The organism is Proteinivorax tanatarense, from assembly GCF_040267685.1.
GTDB classification, from domain to species: domain Bacteria; phylum Bacillota; class Proteinivoracia; order Proteinivoracales; family Proteinivoracaceae; genus Proteinivorax; species Proteinivorax tanatarense.
Genome location: NZ_CP158367.1, coordinates 135,391 through 149,629, shown reverse-complemented (window position 1 = coordinate 149,629; position 14,239 = coordinate 135,391). Strand labels below are relative to the sequence as shown.

At 36.0% G+C, this 14,239-nt stretch carries 19 protein-coding genes and 4 tRNA genes; 1 reads left to right on the top strand and 22 read right to left on the bottom strand.

Annotation, left to right across the window (positions count from 1 at the left end):
* Positions 1-31: 31 nt before the first annotated feature.
* The 19 genes from rplK to PRVXT_RS00690 all read right to left on the bottom strand — a co-directional run bounded on the left by rplK (position 32) and on the right by PRVXT_RS00690 (position 10,382).
* Complete coding sequence (gene rplK, locus PRVXT_RS00780; RefSeq protein ID WP_350343797.1) at positions 32-457, bottom strand: 50S ribosomal protein L11; 426 nt, start codon at positions 455-457, stop codon at positions 32-34.
* Positions 458-577: 120 nt separating this feature from the next.
* Positions 578-1,102 carry a transcription termination/antitermination protein NusG gene (gene nusG, locus PRVXT_RS00775; protein WP_350343796.1) on the bottom strand — a complete coding sequence of 175 codons (525 nt, stop codon included), beginning with the start codon at positions 1,100-1,102 and terminating at the stop codon, positions 578-580.
* 52 nt (positions 1,103-1,154) lie between these two features.
* Positions 1,155-1,349, bottom strand: coding sequence for a preprotein translocase subunit SecE (gene secE / locus PRVXT_RS00770; RefSeq protein WP_350343795.1), 195 nt, complete (start codon positions 1,347-1,349; stop codon positions 1,155-1,157).
* Between the two features lie 48 nt (positions 1,350-1,397).
* On the bottom strand, positions 1,398-1,547 hold the full coding sequence (gene rpmG, locus PRVXT_RS00765; RefSeq protein ID WP_350343794.1) for a 50S ribosomal protein L33: 150 nt from the start codon (positions 1,545-1,547) through the stop codon (positions 1,398-1,400).
* 220 nt (positions 1,548-1,767) lie between these two features.
* Positions 1,768-1,844, bottom strand: a tRNA-Met gene (locus tag PRVXT_RS00760).
* A gap of 7 nt (positions 1,845-1,851) precedes the next feature.
* A tRNA-Thr gene (locus tag PRVXT_RS00755) sits at positions 1,852-1,928 on the bottom strand.
* 6 nt (positions 1,929-1,934) lie between these two features.
* A tRNA-Gly gene (locus tag PRVXT_RS00750) sits at positions 1,935-2,008 on the bottom strand.
* A 7-nt stretch (positions 2,009-2,015) separates the two neighbouring features.
* Positions 2,016-2,101, bottom strand: a tRNA-Tyr gene (locus PRVXT_RS00745).
* Positions 2,102-2,184: 83 nt separating this feature from the next.
* Positions 2,185-2,817 carry an RNA polymerase sporulation sigma factor SigH gene (gene sigH, locus PRVXT_RS00740; protein WP_434064315.1) on the bottom strand — a complete coding sequence of 211 codons (633 nt, stop codon included), beginning with the start codon at positions 2,815-2,817 and terminating at the stop codon, positions 2,185-2,187.
* 72 nt (positions 2,818-2,889) lie between these two features.
* A complete protein-coding gene (locus PRVXT_RS00735; RefSeq protein ID WP_350343792.1) occupies positions 2,890-3,405 on the bottom strand; it encodes an NYN domain-containing protein in 516 nt (171 codons plus the stop codon).
* Positions 3,392-4,117: a 23S rRNA (guanosine(2251)-2'-O)-methyltransferase RlmB gene (rlmB, locus tag PRVXT_RS00730; RefSeq protein WP_350343791.1), complete on the bottom strand. Its 726-nt coding sequence runs from the start codon at positions 4,115-4,117 to the stop codon at positions 3,392-3,394. The genes PRVXT_RS00735 and rlmB overlap by 14 nt, the downstream gene beginning before the upstream one ends.
* A 4-nt stretch (positions 4,118-4,121) precedes the next feature.
* Positions 4,122-4,802 carry an FAD-dependent thymidylate synthase gene (gene thyX, locus PRVXT_RS00725; RefSeq protein WP_350343790.1) on the bottom strand — a complete coding sequence of 227 codons (681 nt, stop codon included), beginning with the start codon at positions 4,800-4,802 and terminating at the stop codon, positions 4,122-4,124.
* 1 nt (position 4,803) lies between these two features.
* On the bottom strand, positions 4,804-5,205 hold the full coding sequence (locus tag PRVXT_RS00720; protein WP_350343789.1) for a Mini-ribonuclease 3: 402 nt from the start codon (positions 5,203-5,205) through the stop codon (positions 4,804-4,806).
* On the bottom strand, positions 5,198-6,598 hold the full coding sequence (cysS, locus tag PRVXT_RS00715) for a cysteine--tRNA ligase (RefSeq protein ID WP_350345080.1): 1,401 nt from the start codon (positions 6,596-6,598) through the stop codon (positions 5,198-5,200). The genes PRVXT_RS00720 and cysS overlap by 8 nt, the downstream gene beginning before the upstream one ends.
* Positions 6,594-7,241, bottom strand: a complete 648-nt coding sequence (cysE, locus tag PRVXT_RS00710) for a serine O-acetyltransferase (protein ID WP_350343788.1) — start codon at positions 7,239-7,241, stop codon at positions 6,594-6,596. The genes cysS and cysE overlap by 5 nt, the downstream gene beginning before the upstream one ends.
* Before the next feature lie 338 nt (positions 7,242-7,579).
* Positions 7,580-8,056 (bottom strand): 2-C-methyl-D-erythritol 2,4-cyclodiphosphate synthase, encoded by a 477-nt coding sequence (ispF, locus tag PRVXT_RS00705; RefSeq protein WP_350343787.1) that lies wholly within the window; start codon positions 8,054-8,056, stop codon positions 7,580-7,582.
* Positions 8,053-8,757, bottom strand: coding sequence for a 2-C-methyl-D-erythritol 4-phosphate cytidylyltransferase (gene ispD, locus PRVXT_RS00700; protein WP_350343786.1), 705 nt, complete (start codon positions 8,755-8,757; stop codon positions 8,053-8,055). Before ispD ends, ispF begins: the two co-directional genes overlap by 4 nt.
* An 11-nt stretch (positions 8,758-8,768) precedes the next feature.
* Entirely contained in the window at positions 8,769-9,833 is a 1,065-nt protein-coding gene (locus tag PRVXT_RS00695) for a PIN/TRAM domain-containing protein (RefSeq protein ID WP_350343785.1), read from the bottom strand.
* Between the two features lie 69 nt (positions 9,834-9,902).
* The gene (locus PRVXT_RS00690; RefSeq protein ID WP_350343784.1) at positions 9,903-10,382 is read right to left on the bottom strand and encodes a CarD family transcriptional regulator; all 480 of its coding nucleotides are present in this window, start codon (positions 10,380-10,382) and stop codon (positions 9,903-9,905) included.
* Positions 10,383-10,619: 237 nt separating this feature from the next.
* On the opposite strand from PRVXT_RS00690, the gene PRVXT_RS00685 reads away from it, so the two are divergent.
* A complete protein-coding gene (locus PRVXT_RS00685; protein ID WP_350343783.1) occupies positions 10,620-11,024 on the top strand; it encodes a DUF1573 domain-containing protein in 405 nt (134 codons plus the stop codon).
* A 43-nt stretch (positions 11,025-11,067) separates the two neighbouring features.
* Here PRVXT_RS00685 and pssA read toward each other — a convergent pair whose 3' ends face one another.
* Genes pssA through radA form a run of 3 tightly spaced genes read right to left on the bottom strand, consistent with a single transcriptional unit; the run spans position 11,068 to position 14,209 of the window.
* Complete coding sequence (gene pssA, locus PRVXT_RS00680; RefSeq protein WP_350343782.1) at positions 11,068-11,757, bottom strand: CDP-diacylglycerol--serine O-phosphatidyltransferase; 690 nt, start codon at positions 11,755-11,757, stop codon at positions 11,068-11,070.
* 16 nt (positions 11,758-11,773) lie between these two features.
* The gene (disA, locus tag PRVXT_RS00675) at positions 11,774-12,853 is read right to left on the bottom strand and encodes a DNA integrity scanning diadenylate cyclase DisA (RefSeq protein ID WP_350343781.1); all 1,080 of its coding nucleotides are present in this window, start codon (positions 12,851-12,853) and stop codon (positions 11,774-11,776) included.
* Positions 12,854-14,209 (bottom strand): DNA repair protein RadA, encoded by a 1,356-nt coding sequence (gene radA, locus PRVXT_RS00670; protein ID WP_350343780.1) that lies wholly within the window; start codon positions 14,207-14,209, stop codon positions 12,854-12,856.
* Positions 14,210-14,239: the final 30 nt, after the last annotated feature.

Below are 14,239 nucleotides of genomic sequence, written 5' to 3'. Positions count from 1 at the left end.
GTATTAACGGATATATCCTCCCACCTTAATATTATTTTTCTACTTCAATACCCATACTACGGGCAGTACCTTCAATCATTCTTACAGCTGCATCAAGATCAGCAGCATTCAAATCTGCTTTTTTAAGTTCAGCTATTTCTTCCAGCTGAGCTCTTTTCACTTTAGCAACCTTTACTTTGTTAGGCTCGCCTGAAGCTTTATCAATTCCAGCGGCTTTTTTCAATAAAATTGCAGCTGGCGGTGTTTTTGTGATGAAAGAGAACGAACGGTCTTCGAATACAGTTATTTCAACCGGTATTATCATGCCCGCTTGCGAACTTGTTCTTTCGTTAAAATCTTTACAAAAAGCCATTATGTTAATGCCTGCCTGACCTAAAGCTGGACCAACTGGTGGAGCTGGGGTGGCCTTGCCAGCAGGAATTTGAAGTTTCACTAAGTCAATCACCTTTTTAGCCATTAGGGTCACACCTCCTTCTTAGTTAATGTGGTTTTAGCGGGTACTACCCTCCCACTAACCTACTAAGTCACCCTAGTAGAAATGTAAAAATATATATATTGATTGGTTATCCAATCAAAGTTATATCTTTTCAACTTGATCAAATTCTAGCTCAATAGGGGTTTCCCTACCAAACATAGAAACTAAAACCTTTAATCGTTGTTTTTCTACACTTATCTCTTCAATAACACCTTCAAAGCCTTCAAATGGCCCTGATTTAACTTTAACCTGCTCCTTTAATTCAAAGTCAACTTTAACTTTAGGAGCTTCCATACCCATTTTTTTCATAATATGGTTCACTTCTTCTTCTTCTAAGGGTATTGGTTTAGTCCCTGAACCCACAAACCCTGTAACACCTGGCGTGTTTCTAACTACATACCAAGAATCGTCAGAAAGAACCATTTCCACTAGCACATAGGCCGGGAAAACTTTTTTCATGGTTGTTTTACGTTTGCCATTTTTAGTTTCTTGGTGTTCCTCCATGGGCACAAGTACAGAAAAAATCTTGTCCTCCATCTCCATAGATGCAACACGTTTTTCTAAATTGGCTTTTACTTTATTTTCATACCCTGAATAGGTATGTACAACATACCATCTTTTCTCCATAGTTCGGGGCCTTATGACCCCTCCCCCCTTTTATTTCTAAATTTAGGTTTTGCTAACTCCTAGTTATCAACCCAATTATGCTACCATAAAATGTATCCATAAGAGCTATTATGCCCGCAACTACAAGAACTGTAACAACTACTACCACAGTATATGTTGTCAACTCTTTTCGGGTAGGCCATTGAACTTTCTTTAGTTCTGACTTTACTCCTTTAAAAAAGGATTTTGATTTTTGAATCATACCCATAGATTCTCACATCCTATTCAACAAAATTTTTATAATGGTTCTTCCCCATTATTTGGTTTCTTTATGATTAGTGTGAGCTTTGCAGAAACGACAATACTTTTTCAGTTCTATTCTATCTGGTTGGTTCTTTTTGTTTTTAGTGGTAGTATAGTTCCGCTGTTTACACTCTGTACATGCCAGTGTGATTATCTCTCTCATCTATTCGCACCTCCTAAAGCCTAAACATTTAACCTTTTATTGTATAAAAAACACTTCTCTATTTTAATGGTACCTAATAAAATCTATCACAGTTTAAATAGGATGTCAACACTAAGAAAGCTGTACTTAGAATTTATTATCTCTTTTTTTCTTCCCCTTATCCCAAATTCCTTAGTTTGACACAAAAAAAACGCCCTATCCAGGACGTTATATCCATATTTGGTGGCGGCGCAGGGATTTGAACCCCGGACACTGCGGGTATGAACCGCATGCTCTAGCCACCTGAGCTACGCCGCCATAATTGTGGAGCTCACGACCGGAGTTGAACCGGTGGCCTCATCCTTACCAAGGATGCGCTCTGACCTCCTGAGCTACGCGAGCATAAAATGGAGCGGGTGATGGGAATCGAACCCACGTAACTAGCTTGGAAGGCTAGGGCTCTACCATTGAGCTACACCCGCGCATTAGTGGTGGAGAGGACTGGATTCGAACCAGTGAAGGCGGAGCCAGCAGATTTACAGTCTGCCCCCTTTGGCCAACTCGGGAACCTCTCCGTATATTTTATCTCGCTGCATCTCAGCGACAATATACATTATACATTTTTTCCGATACAGAGTCAAGGGGTTTTTTCTTTTTTTTAAAGTTCCCTGATTTCTAAATACCTTTCTAGCTTTCGCTTTACTCTTTGAAGTGCATTGTCAATTGATTTTACGTGACGCTTTAGTTCCTCAGCTATCTCTTGATAAGACTTCCCTTCCAAGTAAAGCATTAACACCTTTCTTTCTAACCCAGATAAAATTTCAGCCATCTTTTTTTCAATATCACTATATTCTTCTTGGCTAATCATTAACTCTTCAGGATCAGTTATTTTAATACCAGATATGATATCCAATAGTGTTCTATCTGATTCTTCGTCAAAAATTGGTTTGTTTAGCGAAACATAGGAGTTTAGTGGGATATGCTTTTGCCTTGTAGCAGTTTTTATGGCCGTAATTATTTGCCTTGTTACACAAAGTTCTGCAAAAGATTTAAAGGAAGTCAGCTTGTCCCCCTTAAAATCCCTGATAGCCTTGTACAAACCAATCATTCCCTCTTGAATAATATCTTCTCGGTCAGCCCCTATTAAAAAATATGAGCGGGCTTTAGACCTGACAAAGTTTTTATACTTATTAATCAAAACTTCAGTAGCTATCTCGTCTCCCTGACAGGCCAACACAGCTAATTCTTCATCACTCATCTCTTCTGGATTATGGGTTTGATTTGCTGTCAAAGCCAAGTCTCTAACCTCCCCCTCTTTTAATGATATTAATTATACTTTATCGGGAAATACTCGTCAAGTTTTTTAGTTTTTAAACTTTTTCTCCAATATCTTGACTTCTTCCGGGCTTAAGCTACTTCCTATTGTATTTCCCGATTTATTTACATTCTTTGTAATAGTTTTTCTTATTTTGTTTTTTATTCCCATTAGGTCATTTATAAACTCCCGGGAAGATTTCCGTATAGCACCCTTCCCTAGGACAAACTGCTGTTGCGCATAATCAGAAGTAACAACAGTGATCTTCTTTTTCTTTTTCATTAATTGATATACCATTTTCTCAATTAAGGTGTCAGCTGTTTCCCCTTCTTTAGTAAACCAGACTTCAAGGCCGTTAAAATTTTCTTCTTTTACCCTACCTCTTACTTTATATGCATCAAACACTAAGACAACCTTAGTTCCACTATAGTTTTGAAACTCCTGAAGCTTTTCTACCAGTTCCTTCCTAAGCTCCTCAAGGGATATCTCTTTTAATTGTTTATTGTACCAATAATAAATAAGATTATATCCATCAATTACAACCATTTCCTTATGATCGTTCATTTTCTCTTTGCCTTACAACCTCATAAGATAAAATTGCTGTTGCTGTAGCAGCATTTAATGAGGTAACCTTTCCCTTTAGTGGTATAGAGGCTATAAAATCACATTTTTCTTTAATTAATCTCGTTATACCCTTTCCCTCTCCACCAACTACTAGACATACATTTCCCTTAAGGTCTGTTGTGTAAAAGGGACTTCCTTGGGAGTCAGCGCCAGTCACCCAAAATCCCGCCTCTTTTAATTTTTCTATGGTCCTACCCAAATTTGTAACCTTTGCAACGGGAACTGTTTCCATGGCTCCTGCTGCTACTTTTGCAACAGTAGAGGTTAGTGGCACAGCCCTATTTTTCGGAATAACTATACCATCTACTCCCGCTCCATCAGCAACTCTCAATATAGCTCCTAGATTATGAGGGTCTTCTAACGAATCTAAAGCAATGATAAATTTTTCCCCCTCTGTTCCTTTGTGTATGATTTCTTCGATTTCAACATAATTTTTAGGGCTAACAGAAGCGACAATCCCTTGATGGTTCTTCCCTTCTACCAAGCTGTCTAGTTTCTTTTTTTCTATTGTTTTAATAATAACTTTCTTTTGTCTGGCTAACTGCAAAAGTTCCTTATCCTTAAAACCTTTTACTACAAATATTTTGTTTATACTTCGATTAGACTGCAAAAGCTCCCGCACCGAATTTTTCCCAAAAATGAAATCATCCATTTGACTAACGCTCCCTTTGTTCTAAGGTTTGTGCCTTTCCACAGCACATGGTTCCTTCAGGACAATACCCCAATGTATCACAGCTAGCTCCAAAATAACTAAAAATTTCAGGGGATATTTCATTTACAATATCATACATTTTTTCACTTAATAGGCGAATTTCCCATTGAGCTCTAGTACACATCCTATGCTGAAAAAAGTTAAAAAGAGATCTGGCATTAAAAGTTGCAACAATCTTAGTTTCACAGCTATTAGGCAAAACATATCTAGCATCTTCTTTAGGTGCAATTTCTGACAGTTCTTCATAGCATTTCGCTATATTTTCCATCAACTGGTCATATCTTTTTTTTGTTTTTTCATCTTTTTTTATTGATGGGGGAGTTATGTAGTCAAATTGACTCTCAGATACGTAGCGTTGAGATTTCTGAGAATAGCTTGCTATCCTATGTCTTACAAGCTGATGGCTCAAAGAGCGGCTTATACCACTTATTCCAAAAGTAAATGAAATATGTTCAAAAGGAGACTGATGTCCTAAATCAATAAGCTTAAGAATAAGTTTCTTCCCCCTCTTATCTCCCATTTTTGTTAGTATAGTATCAATATCATCGGCCGAATAACACAAACGTGCAGCAGTTGCAACAACTTGCTGACAGTTTGGTGTGTGACAAATAAGCTTTACATCCATTTTACTTTACCTCCTGTTTTTCTATTTCTTGCACGATTTTATCCATTATTTCATCTATTCTTTGTTTTTGATTCGTTAAATGCAAATAACCTATAAGTGCCTCTAAGGCAGTAGCATTTTTGTATTCAGCTACAGAAGCATTTTTAGCCATGGTATTTGTCTTTGCATTTCTTCCTCTATTGGCTAGTTTCTCCTCCTCATTGCTTAAGATATCCTTAATATTTAGATATGCTACAGACTGAGCTTTAGCTTTAGAGTAAGCACTTGATCTTTTATGCAGAAGATTAGGTTTGTACTTACCATTATTTAATAACATAGTTCTGATATAGGTATCATATACTGAATCTCCAACAAAAGCCAAAGCTATTACAGGCACTTCTTTTTGCAACTTATCTTTATTCAATGTATTTCCACCTCACACCATGGGGTGTGTCCTCTAAGGTAATCCCCCTTTGCAAAAGTTCATCTCTAATTTTATCAGCAGTAGCAAAGTCTTTGTTAGACCTAGCTTGTTGTCTTTTTTCTATCAACACTTCTATTTCTCTATCTAAACTTTTTTGTTCGACTCTTTCGATAAGCCCCATTATAGAATCAAAATTATCAAGCGTTTCTTTAAAATTTTTCAACTCTACATAGTCTCTCGAAGGTAAAGCTAAATAGTTATTTACCTCTTTAACAACTTCAAACATAACACTTATAGCATCTGCCGTGTTAAAGTCATTATCCATAGCTCTATAAAACTTGTTTTTATATTCTTCTATTTGCTTATTATCGCTATATTCTTTGCTTTGATTTTGAACTGCACATTCGTCTAGAGCATACTTTAAATTTTTGTACGCAGTATTTAATCTTTCTACACTACTCTTAGCTGACTGCAATAATTCTTCAGTGTAATTTAGAGGGTTTCTATAGTGGGCAGATAAAAGAAAAAACCTAAGCGCTAATGGCGGGTGCTTTTGCAATAGATCTCTTACCATCAACTGATTCCCTAGGGATTTGCCCATTTTTTTACTTTCTATTTGCAAAAATCGAGCATGCATCCAATGCCTGGTAAACAGTTTGCCTGTCAGCCCTTCACTTTGGGCTACCTCGTTTTCATGGTGGGGAAAAGCTAAATCCTCTCCACCTGCATGAATATCAAGGGTGTCACCTAGATATTTCCTAGACATGGCAGTACACTCGATATGCCAGCCAGGTCTTCCTTTACCCCATGGACTATCCCAACTAGGCTCTTTAGGCTTTGCTTTTTTCCAAAGCACAAAGTCTAGGGGATTTTTCTTATATGGGTCAACTTCTATCCTGCTACCTGACTGTAGTTTTGAGATGTCCTGACCAGATAGTTTCCCATATTCAGGAAACTTAGTGGTGTCAAAGTAAACATCTTTATCAGTTTCGTATGCTAAGCCCTTTTCAATTAACCTTGAAATGGCATCTATCATGTCGTTAATATGCTCTGTGGCCTTTGGGTGAAAGTCCGCATCTTTAACCCCCAAAGCCCTAGCATCTTTAAAATATGCTTCAATCATATTTTCTGCCAGCTCACTAACTGTCACACCAATCTCATTGGACTTTTCAATCAACTTATCATCTATATCGGTAAAATTTTGCACATAATTAACGTTGTAATTTCTATGTTCTAAGTATCTTCTAACAACATCAAAAAAAACAAAAACCCGGGCATTTCCAATATGAAAGTAATTATAAACTGTAGGTCCACACACATACATATTAATTTTGTTTTTATTAACAGGATTAAGCCTTTCTTGGTTCTGAGTTATCGAGTTAAACAATTTAATCGTCACTTACCTTGCCCTCCTTTAGTTCTTTAACTTGCTGTTCCAAATCTTTTATCCGCCTTTCCATGCACTTAGTGATTGTCATGACTGGGTCAGGCATATTGCCGTGCTCTAAGCAATCCTTTTTTCTTTTTCTTCCCTGTACAACTTGACCTGGCACTCCTACAACAGTGGAATTCTCTGGCACTTCTTTAAGCACAACAGAACCAGCACCAATTTTGGAATTTCTCCCTACCTTAAAGGGGCCTAAAACTTTAGCTCCTGCCCCAATAGTACAGTTGGCTTCTATTGTCGGGTGTCTCTTGCCTTTATCTTTTCCAGTCCCTCCTAATGTAACTCCTTGATATATAATTACACCATCTCCTATTTGAGTAGTTTCCCCAATAACTACTCCCATCCCATGATCTATAAAAACTCCTCGTCCAATTTGTGCTCCCGGGTGTATTTCTATACCAGTTAGCCATCTAGCAATTTGAGATATTAACCTTGCTATTAAGATAAGATTTAATTTATAAAGTCGATGTGAAAATCTATGAATCATAATACAATGTAGGCCTGGATAGCATAAAAGCACTTCCAAGACACTTTTTGCTGCAGGGTCGTTATTAAAAACCGCTTTTATATCAACTTTTATCCCACTCATTTTTTACCCTCCAAATTAAATTTGAAATATATTAAAAAAATCGCCCCTAAGCTTAGAGGCGATTTTATCGCGGTTCCACTCTAATTTAAATGACAGTAGTCGTTTAATCTTAGTAGGTCGTTAACGGCACCACCCGCCTAAGCTCCAAAAGTGCAATTTCTGTCCTCTATTAACCTAGTCTTTTTCCACCATTTAAAGACCATCTCTGTTTGAGGTGAGAAGACATACTAATCTTTTATCATTGCTATGGTTTTTTTAATTATTATACCAACTTTGTGTCAACTTGACAATAAATCAACCTAGCTTTCACACTTTTTTATTTTTTCTTGGTTTCTTCGCTATTCATTTAGAAAAAGTAGCGAAACCGCTTGTGCTGCAATCCCTTCTTCTCTCCCTACAAAACCCAACCCTTCTGTAGTTGTAGCTTTTATACTAATTTGAGACTGATTTATATCTAAAACTTGAGAAATATTTTGTGCCATTTCTTTTATATGGGGTGACATCTTTGGTTTTTCCGCCAAAATAACACAGTCAACATTTGCAACTTTTAGTTGGCTTTGTTTTAATTTATTATTTACTTCTTTAAGCAATACCATGCTATCTATATCTTTATATTTGTTATCTGTGTCCGGAAATAAATTGCCAATATCTCCTAATCCCATCGGCCCTAAAATACTGTCCATGATTGCATGAATTAAAACATCTGCATCAGAGTGGCCATCTAATCCTTTATTAAATGGAATATCTACTCCTCCAATAATTAATTTCCTATTATCACTAAGTTTATGTACATCATAACCCATGCCTATTTTCACTTTTCCCCCTCCTTTAAATATAGCTGAGCTAACTCTAAATCTTGCGGCGTTGTTACCTTAAAATTATTTTCTTCCCCTAAAATATGATGCATGGGATAGCCGTAGTGCTCTAGTAGAGAGCTGTCATCTGTTAGATTATTCACGTTATCCTTTTTCGCCATTTTATATAACTCTTTAAGCACCTTAGCACAAAACCCTTGAGGAGTTTGGGCAGCTATTAGTTGTTTCCTCGGCGGACTATCCACTATTAGATCTCCATCAATTTTTTTTATGGTATCTTTTACTGGAATTCCCGGAACTACTCCATTTACACCTTTTTGTGAGAGTTTGTTTATTATGTTGTTAATAATCGCTTGTGAAGCAAAGGGGCGAGCTCCATCGTGGATAAGCACTTTATCTGTATCTTCTATTTCACATTTACTTATCCCATTATATATTGAGTCAAATCTTGTATCTCCCCCAGGAATAATTCCGGCAATTTTAAATTGACCGCAGTGATTTTTTATTACCTGTTGACAGAATTTCATGTCTGCCAAGGGACAAAGTACGTAAATCTTATCTATATTCTTATTTTTTTGAAATAATAACACAGTACGGGCCAACATAGGTTGACCCGCTAAATTTAAATATTGTTTTTTAGTATTAATCTTCATTCTGCTGCCTGAACCAGCAGCTGCTATTAGTGCTATAACGTTCCCCATTTTTAAACTCCTTAGCTAGCTTTTGGATTTGTTTTTATTTTTGCAAATATCATTCTCCCAGCAGCTGTCTGCAAAACACTGGTCACCAAAACGTCCAAGTTTTCACCTATATGGTTTTTACCACCATCAACAACTATCATCGTTCCGTCATCTAAGTAACCAATTCCTTGCCCAGCTTCTTTTCCATCTTTTACAACCTCAACATTCATCTCTTCCCCTGGTAAAACTACAGGTTTAACTGCATTGGCTAATTCATTAATATTTAGTACAGGAACACCCTGCAGTTCACACACTTTATTTAAATTATAATCATTTGTAACTACCATACCTTTCAATTTCTGAGCTAACCTGACAAGGCGACTATCTACTTCCATACCTTCTCCAGTTGTATCATTTTCCATGATAACTACGGGTACATCAATTTCTTTTTGGATTCTATTTAAAATATCAAGCCCTCTCCTGCCTCTATTCCTTTTTAACGTATCCGAAGAGTCAGCAATGTGTCTAAGTTCTTCCAATACAAATCCAGGAATCACTAACTTCCCTTCAATAAAACGAGCTTCACAAATATCAGCAATCCTGCCATCAATTATTACGCTTGTATCTAAAATCTTTACCATCGCTCCGTCACTTTTTTCCTTTGAACTTTTTCCAAATAAACTTAATATATCATCCCATTTACTTATGGCTATTATGTACCCCAAATACCCTAGTGTTAGGTTTACTACAAAAGGTAAAAATGGTCCGACTATGGGAAGCTCCTTTAAAGGAAATATCAACAAAGTTGCGATAACTAAGCCTATTATAAGACCAACTATCCCTGCTATTATATCCTGTACAGGAGTGTAGTAAAGTTTTTTATCTAAGTATCGCCCAAGAGCAATTATTTTTCTTGAAATTAATGGCGATATAGTAAAAAATAGTAATGCGCATAATATGGAAAATCCACTGATAACCCCGTATTTTGATGTACCTTCAACACTTATTACATTAAACTCAATTAGTTGCACAGAAACCATATACCCAAATGAAATTCCAAAAAGCAAAGCAATAATTCTTGTTAGAGTTTTTATCATTTGAAACCCTTCACCTCCTACCCTATATTATAATCCTTTTACTTAATGTTATACAGTATTAATTTTAAGTTATACCCTGCAAGCATTGTACAGCAAATTATCAGCCTCATCTTCGCATATATCTTTAGCTAAAACAATTTCGCTAACTAATATTTGCCGTGATTTCTCAAGCATTCTTTTTTCCCCAGAAGATAATCCTTTGTTTTCGTCTCTTATAGTCAAATCTTTTACAACTTCAGCCACTTGAAAGACATCTCCAGTCTTTAGTTTGTCTAAGTTTTGCCTGTACCTTCTATTCCAGTTTGATGGCATAGCACCTTGATCTGTACTTAGGATCTCAAAAACTTTTTTTAACTCCCCAGCACTAACAACTTTTCGTATCCCCAACCTTTCCACTTTGGAAACAGGCACAAATGCAGTTATAGAACCTATTGGTATTTTAAGCTCATAATATTTTTCTAACTTATCTAATACTTTTCGCTCCTCTATATTTTTAATAACTCCTGCACCATGCATAGGGTAAACAATTTTATCGCCAATACTAAACATTTTTTATACCCCCTCCAATTATACTAATTGGAATTTTTATATAATTTTAACATGTTAAGGGGGTAATGTCAAAATTGTTTTATTTTATCATATGATGCCGATTATTGTCAACATTTTTTTATAATATTTTATTTAAAAGAAAAAAAACTGTATTTAATTTTATTTTGGTTTGACAAAGCAATCCTGAAATATATATAATAAATGCAAAAGCTCAAAATTGTGGGGTGAAAATTAATAATGAAGGACAACAAAGAGTTGGATTGTCATAAATTTCAACTTAAAGTAAATGACCTGCTTATCAGGCACAGAAGCATCTTGGATATATTGACTAAGTATCAGGAATCTAACAGCAGAGTAAACCGGTCTGTTGCCAAAACAGTTACAAATTGTGGATGTTTAAAAATAACTGCAACTAAAAAAGAAATACCCCAAGAAGCTAGTTTGAAAGAATTAAAGAATTATACTGAAACCCATGTTAAAGGTGGTTTATGTGATAACTGTCGTGAAATAGTTGAAATGGAGCTAGGTAATAATATATTTTATTTGGCAGCGCTTTGTGATATTTTGGGATTAGACTTACAAAATGTTTTAGAACAAGAATACAAAAAAATAGCTACTTTGGGTCGCTTTAACTTAAGTTAGATATTAAAAAGATAGCACATAATGTGCTATCTTTTTTTAATATCTAATTGCAAAGTTTTCTTCTTTTATACCACTGAAAAATAGTTTGTAGTCGCTCTTTTAAACCTATAAGAATATAAATTGTGATGGGCAGGAAAATCAGTTCAGGAATTTTAAAGTAAAATACAATCAATAGTATTAGTAGCACTATTGACAACTGCGCCCATTTGGGTAGTCCTATTGTTTTGAAATCTGGATATTTTGTGCTAGAAATCATCATATAAGCTAAGAAAAGTACAGCTCCTAAAATAAATAGCATTGGGAAAAAATCAAATAGCACTAACACTGTTAAAATGCCTCCTGCAATTGTAATAGGCATACCAATAAAGTAACCAGCCGGTGTTTCCTCGGATGTCACATTAAACCTGGCTAATCGGATAGCTCCAGCTACTGGAAAGGCAAAACATATAATCAAACCATACAGTCCATAAGAGTTTAATACCAACTCATAAGCTACAATGGCTGGCGCCACCCCAAATGTAACCATATCTGCAAGAGAGTCTAACTGTTTGCCAAACTCACTACTAACTCCTAAAAATCGAGCCACTTTACCATCTAATCCATCTAAAAGTGTCCCCACCAATATAAAACCTGCTCCTCCGGCAGGGTCACCATTTATAGTATAATAAAGCGCTATAAGCCCAAAAACCAAATTACCTAAAGTAAAAACACTTGGTATAATACGTTTAAACACTTTGTTTCCCCCTTCGCTAAACATGCCTATCTAGAAGCACTTGCTGCTGTAGCCTGCGCAATCCATCTTTTATAGCCCTAGCCCTTACTTCTCCGATCCCTTCTACCTCATCCAACTCTTCAATCGAAGCTAACAATATATTTTGTAAGCCACCAAGGGAATTAACGGCATTTTCTATTACAGGCATAGGTAAACGGGGGATTTTATTTAAAATCCTATGTCCTTTAGATTTTACTGGCTGCTCTAAGGCTCCCACACTTACTCCATAACCTAACACTTTGCTGATATTGGTTAACTCTAAAAGCTCTTCAGAAGTTAATTGAGACATACTTTTTAATATCTCATTAGGATCTGTAGTTTCTTTATTAACCATATAATCTTTTATGACAAGATAGCCTTCTTCTTTAACATTAGAAATTAACTCCTCTAACTGCATCTTTATAAGACGGCCCTCGTCTCCTAACTCTACAATGTATTTTCCTAGTTCTGTTACTATCCTTAATACCATTTCGTATCTTTGTAACACATTAACAACATCTACTACATTTACCATTTCTTCAAACTCTAAAGCGCTTAAATTAACCAAGCTTTGTTCTAAAACAGATCGATACTTGTCAAGGGTTTGTATAGCTTGATTTGCCTTATTTAGAATAACGCTGATATCTTTTAGTGCATATTTTACATACCCCTTATATAGGGTAATAGTGTTTCTACGCTGAGATATAGATATAACCAACTCTCCAGTTTGCCTAGCTACTCTCTCTGCAGTTCGGTGCCTAATCCCTGTTTCTGTAGACAAAATTTTAGAGTCGGGAATTAGTTGAGTGTTAGCATAAAGAATTTTTTTAGCATCATAACTCAATAAAATTGCCCCATCCATCTTTGCCAGTTCATAAAGATTGGCAGGAGAAAAGTCACTATTGATAAAGAAACCACCACTTACAATTTCTTGGAGCTGAGGACTTTCTCCGATAACTATTAGGGCTCCAGTCTTTGCCCTTAAAACATTTTCAAGCCCTTCCCTTAACTTAGTACCTGGAGCTACTAATTTTAATGTTTTTAAAAAATTATCATCTGGAGTTCTTAAAGCTTGCATCTAATCACCTCCTAACACTATATTTATACCTTCTTGTACAGTTTTTATAGGATAAACCTTTATACCATCCAAATCGGGAATATTCTTATTATGAGGTATTAAGGCTTTATCAAACCCTAGCTTTTGACCTTCTTTAAGTCTTTGATCTATTTGATTAACACTACGTACCTCGCCTGTCAACCCTACTTCGCCTATTGCAAGCCAGTGTTTATTTATAGGTTTTTCTTTAAAAGATGAAGCAATTGCTAAGGAAATAGCTAGATCAACAGCAGGTTCTTCGATTTTAACTCCACCGGCTACATTTACAAAAGCATCATGATTATTCAAAAACAAACCCACTCTCTTCTCAAGTACAGCCATTAGTAGCGAAACTCTATTATAGTCTACTCCATTAGTCATTCTTCGTGGAGTTGAAAAGTTTGTGGCTGTTATCAAACCTTGTATTTCAACTAATATAGGTCTAGTTCCTTCCATAGAGGCAGTAGCAATAGAGCCAGGCCCTTCTATAGGCCGTTGTGATAAAAATAACTCTGAAGGATTTAACACTTCCCTAAGGCCCTCTTGAACCATCTCATAAACTCCAATTTCATTTGTAGAGCCAAAACGATTTTTAACTCCTCTCAAAATCCTAAAAGATTGATGGCGATCTCCCTCAAAATAAAGCACAGTATCTACCATATGTTCAAGCACCCTAGGTCCTGCTATACCACCCTCTTTTGTAACATGACCTACAATAAAGATTGGAATTCCGCTTTTTTTAGCAAGCTTCATCAGGGTGTTTGTGCATTCCCTCACTTGAGCAACACTTCCAGGTGCTGATTCTAAGCTACTTTTAAAAACCGTCTGAATGGAATCTACTATAAGAACTTGTGGTGGCTCTCTTTCTACAAGGTGAGTTAACATATCAATGTCAGTTTCGGACAAGACATATAGATTTTTTGAAGAGACGCCTAGCCTACTTGCTCGTAGTTTAATTTGTTGAGGCGACTCTTCGCCAGATAAGTAATACGTTTTTTTCCTCTCAGAAATGCTATGGGCCGATTGTAGCAAAAGAGTTGATTTTCCTATACCAGGATCTCCACCTAAAAGCACTAGTGATCCAGCTACTAATCCACCACCCAAAACCCTATCTAGTTCTGTACTGCCAGTTTTAATACGACTTTTTTCATCAGATGCTATTGTATTTATGTTATAAATTTTTATATCTTTTGATAAATTTAAATGGGAGTTATCATTTTTCGTTTTTATCTCTTCCACCATTGTATTAAATTGGTGACAACCAGGGCACTTACCCACCCATTTAATAGATTCATGACCACACTCTTGACACATAAAATAAGTCTTCTTTTTTGCCATTATACCACACCTAAATTAAACTATTCTAAT

Bases quoted from the DNA above. Each gene is read 5' to 3' on its own strand.
- rplK (WP_350343797.1), bottom strand. From the start codon at position 457: ATGGCTAAAAAGGTGATTGACTTAGTGAAACTTCAAATTCCTGCTGGC.
- nusG (WP_350343796.1), bottom strand. From the start codon at position 1,102: ATGGAGAAAAGATGGTATGTTGTACATACCTATTCAGGGTATGAAAAT.
- secE (WP_350343795.1), bottom strand. From the start codon at position 1,349: ATGGGTATGATTCAAAAATCAAAATCCTTTTTTAAAGGAGTAAAGTCA.
- rpmG (WP_350343794.1), bottom strand. From the start codon at position 1,547: ATGAGAGAGATAATCACACTGGCATGTACAGAGTGTAAACAGCGGAAC.
- PRVXT_RS00735 (WP_350343792.1), bottom strand. From the start codon at position 3,405: ATGAACGATCATAAGGAAATGGTTGTAATTGATGGATATAATCTTATT.
- rlmB (WP_350343791.1), bottom strand. From the start codon at position 4,117: ATGGATGATTTCATTTTTGGGAAAAATTCGGTGCGGGAGCTTTTGCAG.
- thyX (WP_350343790.1), bottom strand. From the start codon at position 4,802: ATGGATGTAAAGCTTATTTGTCACACACCAAACTGTCAGCAAGTTGTT.
- cysE (WP_350343788.1), bottom strand. From the start codon at position 7,241: ATGAGTGGGATAAAAGTTGATATAAAAGCGGTTTTTAATAACGACCCT.
- ispD (WP_350343786.1), bottom strand. From the start codon at position 8,757: ATGGGGAACGTTATAGCACTAATAGCAGCTGCTGGTTCAGGCAGCAGA.
- PRVXT_RS00695 (WP_350343785.1), bottom strand. From the start codon at position 9,833: ATGATAAAAACTCTAACAAGAATTATTGCTTTGCTTTTTGGAATTTCA.
- PRVXT_RS00690 (WP_350343784.1), bottom strand. From the start codon at position 10,382: ATGTTTAGTATTGGCGATAAAATTGTTTACCCTATGCATGGTGCAGGA.
- PRVXT_RS00685 (WP_350343783.1), top strand. From the start codon at position 10,620: ATGAAGGACAACAAAGAGTTGGATTGTCATAAATTTCAACTTAAAGTA.
- disA (WP_350343781.1), bottom strand. From the start codon at position 12,853: ATGCAAGCTTTAAGAACTCCAGATGATAATTTTTTAAAAACATTAAAA.
- radA (WP_350343780.1), bottom strand. From the start codon at position 14,209: ATGGCAAAAAAGAAGACTTATTTTATGTGTCAAGAGTGTGGTCATGAA.